We start from the raw sequence: 14,672 nt of genomic DNA on the forward strand, positions 1-14,672 counted from the left end.
TTCAGGATAAAACAAACATGACCGACGCGGTAGATAATCGCCCCGAGGCGACGCAGAACCCTCCGGATGCAAATCCGAGCGAGGCAAATCCCAAGAGTGACAAGCCCAAGAAAAAAATGAGCCCGCGCGCCAAGCTGATCTTGCGCTCGCTGCTGGTAGTCGTGCTGATCGTGATCGTCGCCTGGTTCATCTATTACCAACTGCGCGGCAAGTATCTGGAGAGCACCAACGATGCCTTCGTCTACGCAGACAGCGTGACGGTCGCGCCCAAGGTTTCCGGCTATGTCGAGCAGGTCTTCGTCATCGACAACCAGGATGTCAACGCCGGCCAGCCGCTGGTGCGCATTGATGCGCGCGACTACGCCGCCCAGTCCTCGCAGTCGAAGGCACAGATCGACGCCGCCACCGCCAGCGAAGACGCCGCCAAGGCGCAGCTGCAGGAGCAGAAGGCCGCCATCAGCCAGGCCCAGGCGCAACTGAGTTCGGCGGAAGAAGATGCGCGCTTTGCCGCGTCCGAAGTGGAGCGCTACACGCCGCTGGCCGCCAGCGGCGCCGAAACGCGTGAACGGCTGACCACCTTGCGCAACCAGGCGGCGCAGGCAAAGTCCACCGTGGCCTCGCGCCGCGCTGCGCTGGAAGCGGCGCAACTGCGCGTGCATTCGATCAAGGCGCAGGTACGCCAGGCGCAAGCCCAGGGCGAGACGGCGCGGGCGCAGTTCGACGCCGCCAACGTCAACCTCGGTTCCACCCAGGTCACCGCCAGCGTGGCCGGCCGCGTCGGCGACAAGCAGGTGCGCGTCGGCCAGTTCGTCTCGGCCGGGACACGCTTGATGACCGTGGTGCCGACCGACTTCTACGTGGTCGCCAACTTCAAGGAAACCCAGATCGGCAGCATGCGCAACGGCCAGCCCGTGGCGATCAAGGTCGATGCCTTGCCGGGCACCAAATTCAAGGGGCATGTGGAAAGCATCTCGCCCGGCACCGGCGCGCAATTCTCGCTGCTGCCGCCGCAGAACGCCACCGGCAACTTCACCAAGATCGTCCAGCGCGTGCCGGTGCGCATCGCTGTTGACGCCTCGGCGGAAGACCGCAAGGTCTTCGTCGTAGGCCTGTCGGTCACGGCCGAAGTCGACACCGCCGCGACGGAGCGTACGCATTGAGCTCAGCCGCCAGTCAGAAAGCCGACGCCAGCGCCTGGCTGGCGGTTGCCGCCGGCACGCTCGGCGCGCTGATGGCGACGCTGGACATTTCCATCGTCAACTCCTCACTGCCCACCATCCAGGGCGAGATCGGGGCCAGCGGCACCGAAGGCACCTGGATCGCCACCGCTTATCTGGTGGCGGAAATCATCATCATCCCGCTGTCGTCATGGCTGGAAAAACTGCTCGGCCTGCGCACGCTGTTGCTGGCGGCGGCGAGCCTGTTCACGCTGTTCTCGGTGATGTGCGGCCTGTCGACCACGCTGCCGATGATGATCGTCGGCCGCATCGGCCAGGGCTTCACCGGCGGCGCGCTGATTCCGACCGCCATGACCATCATCGCCACGCGCCTGCCGCGCGAACAGCAGCCGGTCGGCAACGCGCTGTTCGGCGCCACCGCCATCCTCGGTCCGGTGCTCGGCCCGGTGCTGGGCGGCTGGCTAACCGAGAACGTCAGCTGGCACTATTCGTTCTTCATCAACGTGCCGGTCGGCATCGCGCTGATCACCTTGCTGCTGGTGGCGGTGCCGTATGCGCGGCCGAAGTTCGAACAACTGGCCGAGGCCGACTGGTTCGGCATTGCCGGCATGGCGCTCGGCCTCGGCGGCCTGACCGTGGTGCTGGAGGAGGGCGAGCGCGAACAGTGGTTCTCTTCGCCGGATATCCGTTGGCTGGCCGCGACGTCGCTGCTCGGATTCGTCCTGCTCGCCATCGGCCAGTGGCGCGCCAAACATCCTGTGATCCAGTTGCGGCTGCTGCGCGATCGCCAGTTCGGTTCGGTGGCGCTGATGGCGATGGCGGTCGGGGTGGCGCTGTATGGCACCGCCTATGTGATCCCGCAATTCCTCGCCGGCATCGCCGGCTACAACTCGCTGCAGTCGGGTGTGATTGTGCTGCTGTCCGGTGTGCCGATGATTCTGATGATGCCGTTCACGCCTTTTCTCATGCGTACCGTCGACATCCGGCTGGCGGTCGGGTTCGGCCTGCTGCTGCTGGCGGCGAGCGCCTTCCTCGAAACGGATCTCAGTCCCTTGTCCTACGGCGGTTCGTTCGTCGCCTCGCAACTGATGCGCGGCGTCGGTACGGTGCTGGCGATGTTGTTCCTTAACCAGGCGGCGATCCGCTCAGTGCCGGCTTCGCAGGCCGGCGACGCGGCGGGTATATACAGTGCCGCGCGCAATCTGGGCGGCTCGCTGGCGCTGGCCAGCATTGCCGTGATCCAGGATCAGCGCCTGTGGCTGCACAGTCGCCGCCTGGAAGAAAGCATTTCCGCCAATTCCGAGCTGGTGCAGTCGAGCATGGCGGCGCAAGCGCATCTGCTGGGCGGACAAGATACCGCCATACGCCTGCTCGGCTCCAGCATCCAGATGCAGGCGCTGACGATGACCTATGCGGACCTGTTCTGGCTGCTGGGCGTGGCGATCCTGTGCATCACGCCGCTGGTGCTGTTCCTGCGGCCTCTGCCGACCAACGCCGCACCGGTTGCGGCTCACTGAAAAACATCATGCGAACACTTCCTCTCTTCCGACTTGTTTCACTCGCGTGCGTCGCCGCACTGGCCGGATGTGCGCTCGGCCCGGATTATTCCGGACCACCAGATGCCGCTCCGGTGGCGGCGCAATCGGGCCGCTTCGTGCGCGGCCAGGATGCCGCCAGCGCGGACGCACCAGTCAACCGCTGGTGGGAGGCGCTCGGCGATCCGGTGCTCAATGACCTCGTGCAGCGCGCACTCGATGCCAATCCCAATCTCGGCATCGCTCGCGCGCGACTGCAGCAGTCACGCGCCGCGCTCAACCTGGAACAGGCCAATTCACTCCCCAGCGTCGGTGCCTCTGCACTGGCCGGACATGCGCGCCTGCCGCCGATCAATCTGGGCGGTTCATCGGGTTCTTCAGGATCATCGAGCTCATCCGGCTCATCCACCAGCCTGAACCTGTACAGCGTCGGTTTTGACGCCACCTGGGAAATCGACTTGTTCGGCGGACACCGACGCGCGGTGCAGTCCGCCAACGCCACCGCCGAAGCCGCGGAGGCGTCGTTGGCCGACGTCCAGGTCAGCCTCGAAGCAGAAGTCGCAAATGCCTACATCAACCTGCGCGATCGTCAGCGCCGTATCCAGCTGGCCGACGAATCGATCCGCGCACAGGAGCAGATGGCGACGCTGACGCTCCAGCGGCTGGACCGCGGCACGGCCTCCAATCTCGACCTGATTCGTGTGCAGAACCAGCTCGACGGCACGCGCAGCGACCAGGTGCCGCTGCAGGCCGACCTCGAGTCTTATCTGAATCAACTGGCGACGCTGGTGGGGCAGGAGCCCGGCGCGCTCGATGACATGCTCGCCGCAAAAACGGCTGGCGACATGCCGCTGCCGCCCGCCCAAGTCGCGGCGGGCGATCCGCAGACCCTGCTGCGGCGGCGTCCCGACATCCGCGCGGCCGAGCGCACGCTGGCCGCCGACACCGCCAAGATCGGCCAGGCCGAGGCAGCGCGCTATCCGAGCCTGAAGTTGTTCGGCGTGATCGGCTTGGGCGGTACGCATCCGTCCGACCTGACAAAACTCGATGATTTCTCGGCAGTGGCGGCGCCGATGCTGAGCTGGAATTTCCTCGACTTCGGTCGCGCCAAGGCGCGCGTCACGCAAGCTGAACGCGTGCGCGACGAAGCCGAGATGAAGTATCGGCAATCGGTGCTCGAAGCCTTGCGCGACGCCGAAGATTCGCTGTCGCGTTTCCGTTACGGCCGCGTGACCGTTGCCACGGTAGCGCGAACAAAGGCCTCGGCCGACCGTGCGCTGGACCTGGCGCAGCAACGCTACCGGGCCGGCACCGGCACCCTGATTGAAGTGCTGGACACGACGCGCCAGCAAATCGCCGCACAGCAGAACCTGTCGCAGGCCGAGGCGGCGCTGACGCGCAGTTTCGTCGGCATCCAGAAGGCGTTGGGTTTGGGTTGGAGTAGTTGACGGATAGTCAATTTTTCATCGAGAGGTGTGTAACAACTGTAAGGGATTGTTTACGGGCATCGAGGGACCGAAACTATTCGGCGAGAATGCGGCTCGAACTGCCGTCCACATTCCACTTGCTGCGAAAGTAGCCACCGACGCAGCGACCTTATTTTTACAGGGACTCTCATTATGAAAACAATCCAAAAAATCACAGTCATTTCCATCACGGTCTGCGCGCTGGCGGCGATGAGCGGTTGCAGCAACATGTCTCGACGCGACAAGAACACGGCCGTGGGCGCCGGCATCGGCGCGGTAGCCGGCGCGGTCCTGACCGGCGGCAGCGGCATCGGCACCGCCGGCGGCGCTGCAGTGGGCGGCGTGATCGGACATCAGGTCGGCAGGTAAGGGGAAGGTAAGGGGATTTTTCTTCCCTGAAGCTCAATAAAAAAGAGGACCGCGTGGTCCTCTTTTTTTTGCCTCAATCCGGTTGCACCGGCGTCGCTGCGGTTTTCCCCACCACCGTGGTCCACGGCCGCACCTGCCACTGCGTCACCACACCGTTGAGGACATAGGGATCCTTGTTGGCGAAATTCTCGGCGACTTCCGGCGAATCGCCGGTGAACAGCAGCAAGGCCTCATCTTCAGGATCGGCCAGCGCCCCGCCGAGGATCAGTTCACCGCGCGCACTGGCTTCCCAGGCGTACTTGAGATGCTCGCTGCGGAACGGCTGCTTGGCGGTCTTGCTGTCTTTGACGAAGCGATAAAACAGGGCGTAGTGCATGGCGGCCTCTTTTGGATGATGACGGTGGATGATGCAAATTGTACGCTGACATTCTGCGGACTTCCGGCGCGCTTCAAATAGAACGTCCAAGTGAACCTCCAAGCGAACTTCCAAGCCGACTTCAAAGCGTGCTTCAGCACCGCTTTCCCGGCTGTGTTCCTCGGTTGCAGTTTCAATAGGCGTCGGGTAACATCATTCGTCCGCCTTGCCGGACGAATCAGGAAAATAACCGGCAGCAGGACCAAATTTGTACGCGCATTTGCATGCGCACTTGCACCACATCGCGTTGTTGGTTTGCGGCAATAAAAACAATCGTCCGCAGGCTGCACAAAAGAATACGTAAGCAGTACACGGTGCACATGAAGGGGGCCGTATTTCAGTCATTCTTACCGCCGGGGGAACGGTGATCCGCCGACGCTTCGCCGGCATCGTCTGTGCATGCAGCATGTTGTTCATGACCTGCGTCGCGGGCGCTGCTCAGGCAGCCGGTCCCGATTGCTCCCGCCCATATACCCTCGCTCTGCACGACCACGGCCTGTTGTATTCCGCCGATACCGACACCGGCATCGACAAGGACTTCGCCGATGAGCTGATCCGGCGCAGCGGCTGCAAGGTCGGCGTCAGCCTGATGTCGCGCGCGCGCATCTGGCAACTGATCGAATCGGGCGCGCTCGACTTCAGCCTGTCCGGCATCGCCAGTCCCGAGCGGAGCCGCTTCGCTTCCTTCGCCTGGTACTTCAGCAACAAGTATTACTTGCTGGTGCGCAAGGACGCCGGCATGCGCCAACTGATCGAGTTCGAACGCAGCGAGACCTTCCGGCTCGGCGTGATCCGCAGTTTCCGCTACAGCGCCTCGGCCAACCGCCTGGTCGACAAGCTGGCAAGCGCCAATCGCGTGACCCAGGCCGGCGGCCTCGATCCGCTGTACCAGGCACTGATGGCCAATCGCATCCAGGGCATGATCATGGAGCCGTTCGACTATCCGGTGGTGGAAGAGAAACACATACGCGACGTCACCGCGATCATCGAATTCAACGATCCCTCGATTCCGCACGGGCTGATCATGTCCAACAAGGCCTTGCCGCCCAGCGAGCGCGACAAGTGGCGTGCGCTGGTGGAAGAAATGCGCGCCGACGGCACCGTCCGCCGCATCTTCGAAAAATATTTCCCACCCTCGCTGGCGGCATCAATGGTCGACTTCAAGGCCGAGCCGTGAACTGGATACGGCAAATCCTGTTGCCGTTGACCATCCTGGTCGCCGGCCTGTGCGTGACCTGGGTCGCCTGGGATCACGAGCGCGACGCCTCGCGGAAAGAGCTGCGCGCGCAATTCGATTTCTCCCTGCGCGAAGCGGTCAGCCGCGTCGAGCAGCGCGTCTCCAGCTATGAACAGATGCTGCACGGCGTGCAGGGTCTGTTCACCGCCAACGGAAAATTCGACCGCACGGCACTGCATGAGTATGTCGCGTCGCTCAATCTCGACGCCAATTTTTCCGGCATCCAGGCCATCGGCGCGGAAGAATGGATCAGCAAAGCCGACAAGACTGCGCACATCGCGCGCATGCACGAACTCGGTTTCACCGATTACGCCATCCGGCCCGCAGGAGAGCGTTCCGACTACGCGCCGATCATCATGCGCGAGCCCTATGTCGGTCGCAATCGCGTCACCTTCGGCTTCGATCCCTGGGCCGAACCCTATCGCCGGCGCGCCATGGAAAAAGCGCGCGACTCCGGCATGGCGGCGATCTCCGGCAAGGTCAAGCTGGACCTCGACGCCGACGGCCAGGGCCAGCCCAGCTTCCTGATGTACCTGCCTATCTATGCGCGCGGCATGCCGCAGTCGACCATCGCCGAACGCCGCGCCAGCCTGATCGGCTGGGTGCATGCCTCGTTCCGTATGAGCGATGTGGTCGCCAGCCTGTACGGCGAGCAGCCGATGGGGGTGACGTTTGCCATTTACGACGGAGTCGAACCGTCGCCCGAAGCCTTGCTGTACCAGTCGGCGGTCGGTCTTGACCAGAAGAAGCCGGCGTTGATCAGCGCAACCGAATACCTGGTGGTGGCCGGCCATAACTGGACATTGTCGATGAACACGCTTGACGACTTCACCACGCGCTTCGGCCGCAACGCGGAAGTGCAGACTGCGCTGACCGGCGTCGGCCTGAGCGTGCTGCTGGCGTTGCTGGCCTGGCTGCTGATGTCGAGCCGGCGTCGTGCGATTCGTCTGGCCAACAAGATGACCAGCGAACTGCGCGCCAGCGAAGAACAGTTCCGCGCCATCGCCGACTGCACCGTCAACTGGGAAGTCTGGTGGGGCCTGGACGGCAAGCCGCGCTGGATCAATCCCTCGGTATTCCATTACACCGGCTACACCGTCGAGGAATGCATGGCGATGCCGAACTTCAAGGCGCAGTTCATTTACCTGGAAGATCTGCCGCGCGTGGTGCCCGAGCTCGACAAGGGTCTGCTCGGCGAGCGCGGCGACGATCTCGAATTCCGCTGTGTGCGCAAGGACGGTTCGCTGTTCTGGCTGTCGGTGTCATGGTTGCCGATCACCGACGCCAACGGCATCTTCACGGGGTTCCGCACCAGCGGTCGCGACATCACCGAGCGCAAGCAGGCCGAGGCTGAACTGCGCATCGCAGCAGTGGCCTTCGATTCGCTCGAAGGCATGATGGTCACCGACGCTGACAGCAGGATCCTGCGTGTGAACCAGGCCTTTACCCAGATCACCGGTTACGACGCCGACGAAGTCATCGGCAAGACGCCGCGCCTGCTGCGCTCGGATCGACACAGCCCGGCGTTCCATCGCGCCATCTGGGAAAGCGTGCGTCACTCCGACGGCTGGCAGGGCGAAATCTGGAATCGCCGCAAGAACGGCCAGGTCTATCCCGAATGGCTGACCATCTCGGCGGTGAAGGGCGATGACGGCGTGGTCACGCATTACGTCGGCACCCATCACGACATCACCGAACGCAAGATCGCCGAAGAGCGCATCAAGGAGCTGGCCTTCTTCGACGCGCTTACGCGCCTGCCGAACCGAACGCTGCTGCTTGATCGCCTCAAGCAGGCGATTGCCGTCAGCACGCGCCACAAGACCAGCAGCGCCTTGCTGTTCATCGACCTTGATCACTTCAAGACGCTCAACGACACGCTCGGCCACGACAAGGGCGACATGCTGCTCAAACAGGTGGCGCAGCGGCTGGCGTTGAGCGTGCGCGCCAACGATACGGTCGCGCGCGTGGGCGGCGACGAGTTCGTGGTGGTGCTGGAAAGCCTGCATCGCAATCCGCAGGAAGCCGCCAGCCAGACCAAGGCCATCGGCGAAAAAATTCTCAGCGTGCTCGATTCTCCATATCAACTGGGCGACATCGAATACCGCACCACCGCCAGCGTCGGCGCCACGGTGTTCCGCGGTCGCCAGGCCTCGATTGACGAGTTGCTCAAGCAAGCCGACCTGGCGATGTACAAGTCCAAGGAAACCGGCCGCAATTCCATGAGTTTCTTCGACCCGGCGATGCAGACCGTGGTGCTGGAGCGCGCCGCGCTCGAAGCGGGCCTGCGCAAAGCCATTGACGGCGGCCAACTGGTGCTGCACTACCAGGCCCAAGTGGTCGACGGCGGCCGCGTGACCGGCGCCGAAGTGCTGGTGCGCTGGCAGCATCCGCAGCGCGGCACGGTGCCGCCTTCCGAATTCATCCCGCTGGCCGAAGAGACCGGCCTGATCCTGTCGCTCGGCAACTGGGTCATGGAAACTGCCTGTACGCAACTGGCGTGCTGGGCGTTGCGCGCGGAGACCTCGCACCTGAGCATTGCCGTCAACGTCAGCGTGCAGCAATTCCGCGAAGCTGATTTCGTCGAGACTGTGTGCGGCATTCTCGAACGCACCGGCGCCAATCCGAAGCGCCTCAAGCTCGAGCTCACCGAGAGCCTGCTGGTCGACAACGTCGAAGACATTATCCAGAAGATGTATGCGCTCAAGGCCAAGGGCGTCGAGTTCTCGCTGGACGACTTCGGCATCGGTTATTCGTCTTTGTCCTATCTCAAACGCTTGCCGCTGAATCAGCTTAAAATCGACCAGTCGTTTGTGCGCGATGTCCTGATCGACCCCAACGATGCCTCCATCGCCAAGACCATCGTCGCACTCGCGCAAAGTCTCGGCCTGGGCGTCATCGCCGAGGGTGTCGAGACCGACGCGCAGCGTAATTTCCTGGCCGATGCAGGATGTCACGCCTACCAGGGCTACTTCTTCTGCCGGCCACTGCCGTTGGACGGATTCGAGCAATTCGTCCAGGCCTTCGATCCGATTCTCGATATGGAGTAATACATGTCCGCTGCTTCCAACGCTGCTTCAAAGATTACCGATTTCCCCATCAACGCTAAATGGCCCGCGCAGCATCCCGAGCGTATCCAGCTGTATTCGCTGCCGACGCCCAATGGCGTGAAGGCCTCGATCATGCTGGAAGAAACCGGCCTGGCCTATGAGCCGCACCTGGTCAGTTTTGACACCAACGACCAGATGTCGCCGGAATTCCTGTCGCTCAATCCGAACAACAAGATCCCGGCGATCATCGATCCCGATGGTCCGGGCGGCAAGCCGCTGGCGCTGTTCGAATCGGGTGCGATCCTGCTTTACCTGGCCGAGAAAACCGGCAAGTTCCTGCCGCAGGATCCGGCCGCGCGTTACGAAGCCATCCAATGGGTGATGTTCCAGATGGGCGGCATCGGTCCGATGTTCGGCCAGCTCGGCTTCTTCCACCGCTTCGCCGGCAAGGAATATGAAGACAAGCGTCCACGCGACCGTTACGTCGCCGAATCGCGTCGCTTGCTCGGCGTGCTCGACCAGCGCCTGGCGGACCGCGAATGGGTGATGGGCGACTACGGCATCGCCGACATTGCGATCTTCCCGTGGGTGCGCAACCTGGTTGGTTTCTACGAAGCAGGCGAGCTTGTCGGCTTCCAGGATTTCAAGAACATCAAACGCACACTAGACGCCTTCGTCGCCCGTCCTGCGGTGATCAAGGGACTGGCGATTCCCGCGCGCGGCTGATCAGCCGGAGGCAAGCCATGACCTTTGACGGACGCCTGCTGGCCGGCGTCAGCGTGCTGGCCGCGGTGATCGAGCGCGGCACGTTCGCGCGTGCGGCCGAAGCGCTCAACATGTCGGACTCCGGCGTCAGCCGCGCCATCGCCCGATTGGAGGTACGCGTCGGCGTGCGCCTGTTGGACCGCACCACGCGTTCGATGAACCTGACCGATGAAGGCCGGCGCTTTTACGAGCAGGTGGCGCCGCTGCTGGCCGGTATCGAAGAGGCCGCCGTCGACGCCTCCGGCTCGGCCAGCGCCGTGCGCGGCCGCCTGCGGGTGGACCTCGATCCCTTTTTCTCGCGGCTGCTGCTGGCCGAACATCTCGGCGCCTTCCTCGAAAAATATCCCGACCTGACGCTGGAGCTGACCACGCGCGAACATCTCGGCGACCTGGTCGCCGACGGCATCGACGTCGCCATCCGTTTCGGCAAACCGCCGACCTCGACCACGGTGGCGCGCAAGCTGCTGGAGACGCGCATCCTCACGGTCGCCTCGCCGGCTTACCTGGCAAAGCATGGCAAGCCGGCGCATCCGTCCGAGCTGGTCAATCATCAATGCATCCATTTCCGTGACCCGACCACGGGCCGACCGTACGAGTGGGTGTTCCACAAGGGGCGCAAGGTGATCGAGGTGGATCCGCCCGGCCGGCTCATCCTCAACGATTCCGGCACCATGCTGCTGGCGTGTAGCGCCGGCGCCGGCATCGCCCAGATCCTGGCGCTGGGTACGCAGAACGTGCTGAAGCAGGGGCAGTTGGTGGAGATTTTCCCGGACTGGCCCGACGAACGCTTTCCGCTCTATGCGCTGCATCCTTCGCGTCACCGGCCGCCGGCCAAAGTACGGGCCTTCATCGATTTCGCGCTGGAGGCGGTGCGCTGATTCAGTTTGATGATGTCGAAAAGACAACATTAAACGAGGATCGCAAGAGCTGCCGGGCAGTCCCTGCGTGCAGAGGGATTCAAGTATAATTTTCGCGCGATTTCCCTATAAGAAAAAGAACTACCAACGCGGTGATCCGGTCTGACCGGTCACGATTATCGTCTTGTTATTCCTTGTCCCCAACACCACTCGACGGAGCACAACGTGCCAGGTTTTTCCATGCCAGCTGATCAACGCATCGATGCAAAACCAACACGCGCCGGTGGCGCCATTTCCGGTCCGCCGCTGCCGCCGGGACCGCTGATCGGTTTCGGCGTCGCGATTCTCGCGGTGATCCTGATTTCCTTCTTTTCCTATCGTGCGCAGGAAGTGCGCGCCAGCACTGCCGAGCTGGTGTCGCACACCATCGAAGTGCGCGAACAGCTGCAGGCGCTGGTGTCCGTGCTCAAGGATGCCGAGACCGGCCAGCGCGGCTTCCTGCTGACCAATACCGAAACCTACCTGCTGCCGTACACCAACGCCAAGGCGGCGTTGCCGGGTCAGGTGAAACGCCTGCGCAGCCTGATCAGCGACAATCCTGAACAGGTCCAGCGGCTCGATGCCGCCGCCGCCATGGCGAAGGACAAGATGGATGAGCTGGCCGAAAGCATCGAGTTGCGCCGCTCGCTCGGGGCGGAAGCTGCACTGGCGGTGGTGCGCACCAACCGCGGCAAGGTGGCAATGGACCGCTTGCGCACGATCACCGATGAAATGGAGCTCAATGAACGCAACCTGCTGGCCAGTCGCCAGGAAGAGTGGCGCGATGCGGTGGTGTTCGCCTCCGCAGTGACCTGGATCGGCTCGGGCGTGTTGCTGGTGCTGATCGTGGCGGCTGCGGTGATGACGTCGCGTGACTACCGTGCGCGTGAGCGCCAGGTGTGGATTCGCTCCGGCCAGCTCGGACTCGCTGCACGCCTGCAGGGCGAGCAACGGCTCGACGTGCTGGGCGACAACGCGCTGGCTTTCCTGGCCGACTATCTGGGCGCGCAGGTCGGCGCGATTTACATCCATGACGACATCGAGACTTTCCGTCGATTTGGCTCGTACGCCATCGGCGCCGGTTCCAGCCATGCCGCGCTGCAACCCGGCGACGGCCTGCTTGGGCAGGCGGCAAAAAACAATCGCGTGGTGCATGTGCGCGACGTGCCGGACGGTTACCTGCCGGTGACGTCCAGTCTCGGCGCCAGCAAATCGCGCGAGCTGCTGATCGCACCGGCCAGCATCGACGGTGCGGTGCAGGCGGTGATCGAACTCGGTTTCTTCCGTCCGCTGCACGCGGCTGAACTGGAGTTGCTGGAGCGTACCGCCGAACTGATTGCCGTCTCGGTGCGCTCTTCCAAGGACCGCACGAAACTGGAAGAACTGTTGGAAGAAACCCAGCGCCAGGCGGAAGAACTGCAAACGCAGGAAGAAGAACTTCGCGTCAACAACGAAGAACTGGAAGAACAGAGCCAGGCGCTCAAGTTGTCGCAGGCGCGTCTGGAAACCCAGCAGAGCGAGCTGGAAGAAACCAACGCTCAGCTGGAAGAACAGGCGCAGCAACTGGAAGCGCAAAAGGAAGATCTGTCCAAGGCGCAGATCGTACTGGTGGAGAAGGCCTCCGAACTGGAGCGATCAAACCAGTACAAGAGTGAATTCCTCGCCAACATGAGCCACGAGTTGCGTACGCCGCTCAATTCGACATTGATCCTGGCCAAGCTGCTGGCCGACAACAAGAACGGCAACCTGACCGACGAGCAGGTGCGTTTCGCTCAGACCATTTCTTCGGCCGGCAACGATCTGCTGGCGCTGATCAACGACATCCTCGATTTATCGAAAATGGAAGCGGGCAAGATCGACATCGTCTCCGAGCAGGTGCGGGTGCAGAAGCTGACCGAAGAATTGACGGCGACCTTCCTGCCGACCGCGCAACAAAAGAGCTTGCCGTTCAGGACCATCGTCGAAGCCGGCACGCCGGAACATATCGTCACCGATGCGCAACGCCTCGGCCAGATCCTCAAGAACCTGTTGTCCAACGCGGTGAAGTTCACCGACAAGGGCGAAGTCACGTTGACGATTTATCCGAATGCCGAAGGCCGGGTGGCGTTTTCAGTGCGTGACACCGGCATCGGCATCGCCGACGACCAGCAACAGTTCATCTTCGAAGCGTTCCGCCAGGCCGATGGCAGCACGCATCGCAAATATGGCGGCACCGGCCTCGGCCTGTCGATCTCGCGCGACCTTGCGCGCATTCTCGGCGGCGACATCCAGGTGCAGAGCCGCCTGGGTGAAGGCAGCATCTTCACGCTGACCTTGCCGTTGGCGTATTCGCCGGAAGCTTCGAACCGGGTGCTGCCGATGACCGGCGACGCCAAGGTCGCGGCGATGCCGTCTGGCACGCAGACCTCTCATGGTAACCACGCCAACCACGCTTCATCGGTGATCTCGGCCGCACGCGCGTCGCTGGCCGCCACTGCGGCGCCCGATGTGCAGGCGCCCTCGCGCACTGCGCAAAGCCTGCATCCGATTTCCCTCGACGATGATCGCCATCGCCTCAAACCGGCTTCGCGCCTGATTCTGGTGGTCGAGGACGACACTGCGTTTGCGCTGATCCTGCGCGACCTGGCGCATGAGATGGGCTTCCAGTGCGTGATCACGCACTCCGCCAACGACGGCGTGGCGGCGGCCGATCTGTACCGCCCGAGTGCGATCCTGCTCGACATGAACCTGCCTGATTTTTCCGGTCTCGGCGTGCTCGACCAGATCAAGCGCAATCCGCGCACGCGCCATATTCCGGTGCATGTGGTGTCGGTCGCCGACTACATCCAGGAAGCCATGGAACGCGGCGCCGTCGGCTACGCGCTGAAGCCGGTCCAGCGCGAACAGCTGATTGATGCCTTCCGCAAGCTCGAAGCCAAGTTCTCGCAAAGCCTGCACCATGTACTGGTGGTCGAGGACGATGCGCGCCAGCGCGACAGCATCCGCCAGTTGCTGGGCACCGATGACGTCAACATCGTCGGTGTCGAGACGGCGGCCGAGGCGCTCGAACAATTGCGCACCACCACCTTCGACTGCATGGTGATGGACCTCAACCTGCCCGATCTGAGCGGCTACGAGTTGCTGGAAAAGATGGCGGCACAGGAAGACGTCGCCTTCCCGCCGGTGATCGTCTACACCGGCCGTTCGCTGACCGGCGAAGAAGAGCAGGGCCTGCGCCGCTTCTCGCGCTCGATCATCATCAAGGACGCACGGTCGCCCGAGCGCCTGCTCGATGAAGTAACGCTGTTCCTGCATCAGGTTGAAACCACGCTGCCCGCCGAAAGCCAGCGCCTGCTCAAGGTGGCGCGCGATCGCGAAGCGGTGTTCCAGGGCCGCCGCGTGCTGGTGGTGGAGGACGACGTGCGCAACATTTTTGCGCTGTCCAGCGTGCTGGAACCGAAGGGCATGAAGGTCGAGATCGCCCGCAACGGCATCGAGGCGCTGGAGGCGCTCAAGCGCAGCCAGACGCCGGGTGCGCAGCACATTGACCTGGTGCTGATGGATATCATGATGCCCGAGATGGACGGCATGACCGCGATGCGCGAAATCCGTCGCCAGCCCGAATGGAAGAAGCTGCCGATCATCGCCCTGACCGCCAAGGCCATGAAGGACGATCAGGAAAAGTGCCTGGCAGCCGGCGCCAACGACTACATCGCCAAGCCGCTCGACGTCGAGAAGCTGCTGTCGCTGGTGCGCGTCTGGATGCCGAAATGAACATCCTGAAC

Annotated in this window: 10 protein-coding genes; 9 read left to right on the forward strand and 1 reads right to left on the reverse strand. The window is 63.0% G+C overall.

What is annotated here, in order from left to right; genetic code table 11:
* The first annotated feature begins 17 nt into the window (after positions 1-17).
* The 4 genes from E4P32_RS12870 (at position 18) to E4P32_RS12885 (ending at position 4,548) form a co-directional block, all read left to right on the forward strand.
* Positions 18-1,160 (forward strand): HlyD family secretion protein, encoded by a 1,143-nt coding sequence (locus E4P32_RS12870; protein WP_116436754.1) that lies wholly within the window; start codon positions 18-20, stop codon positions 1,158-1,160.
* Complete coding sequence (locus E4P32_RS12875) at positions 1,157-2,695, forward strand: MDR family MFS transporter (RefSeq protein ID WP_116436753.1); 1,539 nt, start codon at positions 1,157-1,159, stop codon at positions 2,693-2,695. The genes E4P32_RS12870 and E4P32_RS12875 overlap by 4 nt, the downstream gene beginning before the upstream one ends.
* A gap of 8 nt (positions 2,696-2,703) precedes the next feature.
* Entirely contained in the window at positions 2,704-4,161 is a 1,458-nt protein-coding gene (locus tag E4P32_RS12880) for an efflux transporter outer membrane subunit (RefSeq protein WP_116436752.1), read from the forward strand.
* Positions 4,162-4,332: 171 nt separating this feature from the next.
* A complete protein-coding gene (locus E4P32_RS12885; RefSeq protein ID WP_116436751.1) occupies positions 4,333-4,548 on the forward strand; it encodes a glycine zipper 2TM domain-containing protein in 216 nt (71 codons plus the stop codon).
* A gap of 73 nt (positions 4,549-4,621) precedes the next feature.
* Here E4P32_RS12885 and E4P32_RS12890 read toward each other — a convergent pair whose 3' ends face one another.
* Positions 4,622-4,924 carry a YciI-like protein gene (locus tag E4P32_RS12890; protein WP_116436750.1) on the reverse strand — a complete coding sequence of 101 codons (303 nt, stop codon included), beginning with the start codon at positions 4,922-4,924 and terminating at the stop codon, positions 4,622-4,624.
* A gap of 445 nt (positions 4,925-5,369) precedes the next feature.
* Here E4P32_RS12890 and E4P32_RS12895 point away from each other — a divergent pair, with 445 nt between their 5' ends.
* The 5 genes from E4P32_RS12895 (at position 5,370) to E4P32_RS12915 (ending at position 14,661) form a co-directional block, all read left to right on the forward strand.
* A complete protein-coding gene (locus E4P32_RS12895) occupies positions 5,370-6,140 on the forward strand; it encodes a transporter substrate-binding domain-containing protein (RefSeq protein WP_116436749.1) in 771 nt (256 codons plus the stop codon).
* Complete coding sequence (locus E4P32_RS12900; RefSeq protein WP_116436748.1) at positions 6,137-9,247, forward strand: EAL domain-containing protein; 3,111 nt, start codon at positions 6,137-6,139, stop codon at positions 9,245-9,247. Before E4P32_RS12895 ends, E4P32_RS12900 begins: the two co-directional genes overlap by 4 nt.
* Positions 9,248-9,250: 3 nt before the next feature.
* Positions 9,251-9,973 (forward strand): glutathione S-transferase N-terminal domain-containing protein, encoded by a 723-nt coding sequence (locus E4P32_RS12905; protein ID WP_116436747.1) that lies wholly within the window; start codon positions 9,251-9,253, stop codon positions 9,971-9,973.
* A 17-nt stretch (positions 9,974-9,990) separates the two neighbouring features.
* Positions 9,991-10,890 carry a LysR family transcriptional regulator gene (locus E4P32_RS12910; protein ID WP_116436746.1) on the forward strand — a complete coding sequence of 300 codons (900 nt, stop codon included), beginning with the start codon at positions 9,991-9,993 and terminating at the stop codon, positions 10,888-10,890.
* 219 nt (positions 10,891-11,109) lie between these two features.
* Positions 11,110-14,661 (forward strand): response regulator, encoded by a 3,552-nt coding sequence (locus E4P32_RS12915; protein WP_116436745.1) that lies wholly within the window; start codon positions 11,110-11,112, stop codon positions 14,659-14,661.
* Positions 14,662-14,672: the final 11 nt, after the last annotated feature.

The organism is Herbaspirillum sp. 3R11, assembly GCF_004563925.1.
Classification (GTDB): Bacteria; Pseudomonadota; Gammaproteobacteria; order Burkholderiales; family Burkholderiaceae_D; genus Herbaspirillum.

Excerpts from the sequence above, each read along its gene's own strand:
- E4P32_RS12870 (WP_116436754.1), top strand. The coding sequence starts at position 18 with ATGACCGACGCGGTAGATAATCGCCCCGAGGCGACGCAGAACCCTCCG.
- E4P32_RS12880 (WP_116436752.1), top strand. The coding sequence starts at position 2,704 with ATGCGAACACTTCCTCTCTTCCGACTTGTTTCACTCGCGTGCGTCGCC.
- E4P32_RS12885 (WP_116436751.1), top strand. The coding sequence starts at position 4,333 with ATGAAAACAATCCAAAAAATCACAGTCATTTCCATCACGGTCTGCGCG.
- E4P32_RS12890 (WP_116436750.1), bottom strand. The coding sequence starts at position 4,924 with ATGCACTACGCCCTGTTTTATCGCTTCGTCAAAGACAGCAAGACCGCC.
- E4P32_RS12895 (WP_116436749.1), top strand. The coding sequence starts at position 5,370 with ATGTTGTTCATGACCTGCGTCGCGGGCGCTGCTCAGGCAGCCGGTCCC.
- E4P32_RS12905 (WP_116436747.1), top strand. The coding sequence starts at position 9,251 with ATGTCCGCTGCTTCCAACGCTGCTTCAAAGATTACCGATTTCCCCATC.
- E4P32_RS12910 (WP_116436746.1), top strand. The coding sequence starts at position 9,991 with ATGACCTTTGACGGACGCCTGCTGGCCGGCGTCAGCGTGCTGGCCGCG.
- E4P32_RS12915 (WP_116436745.1), top strand. The coding sequence starts at position 11,110 with ATGCCAGCTGATCAACGCATCGATGCAAAACCAACACGCGCCGGTGGC.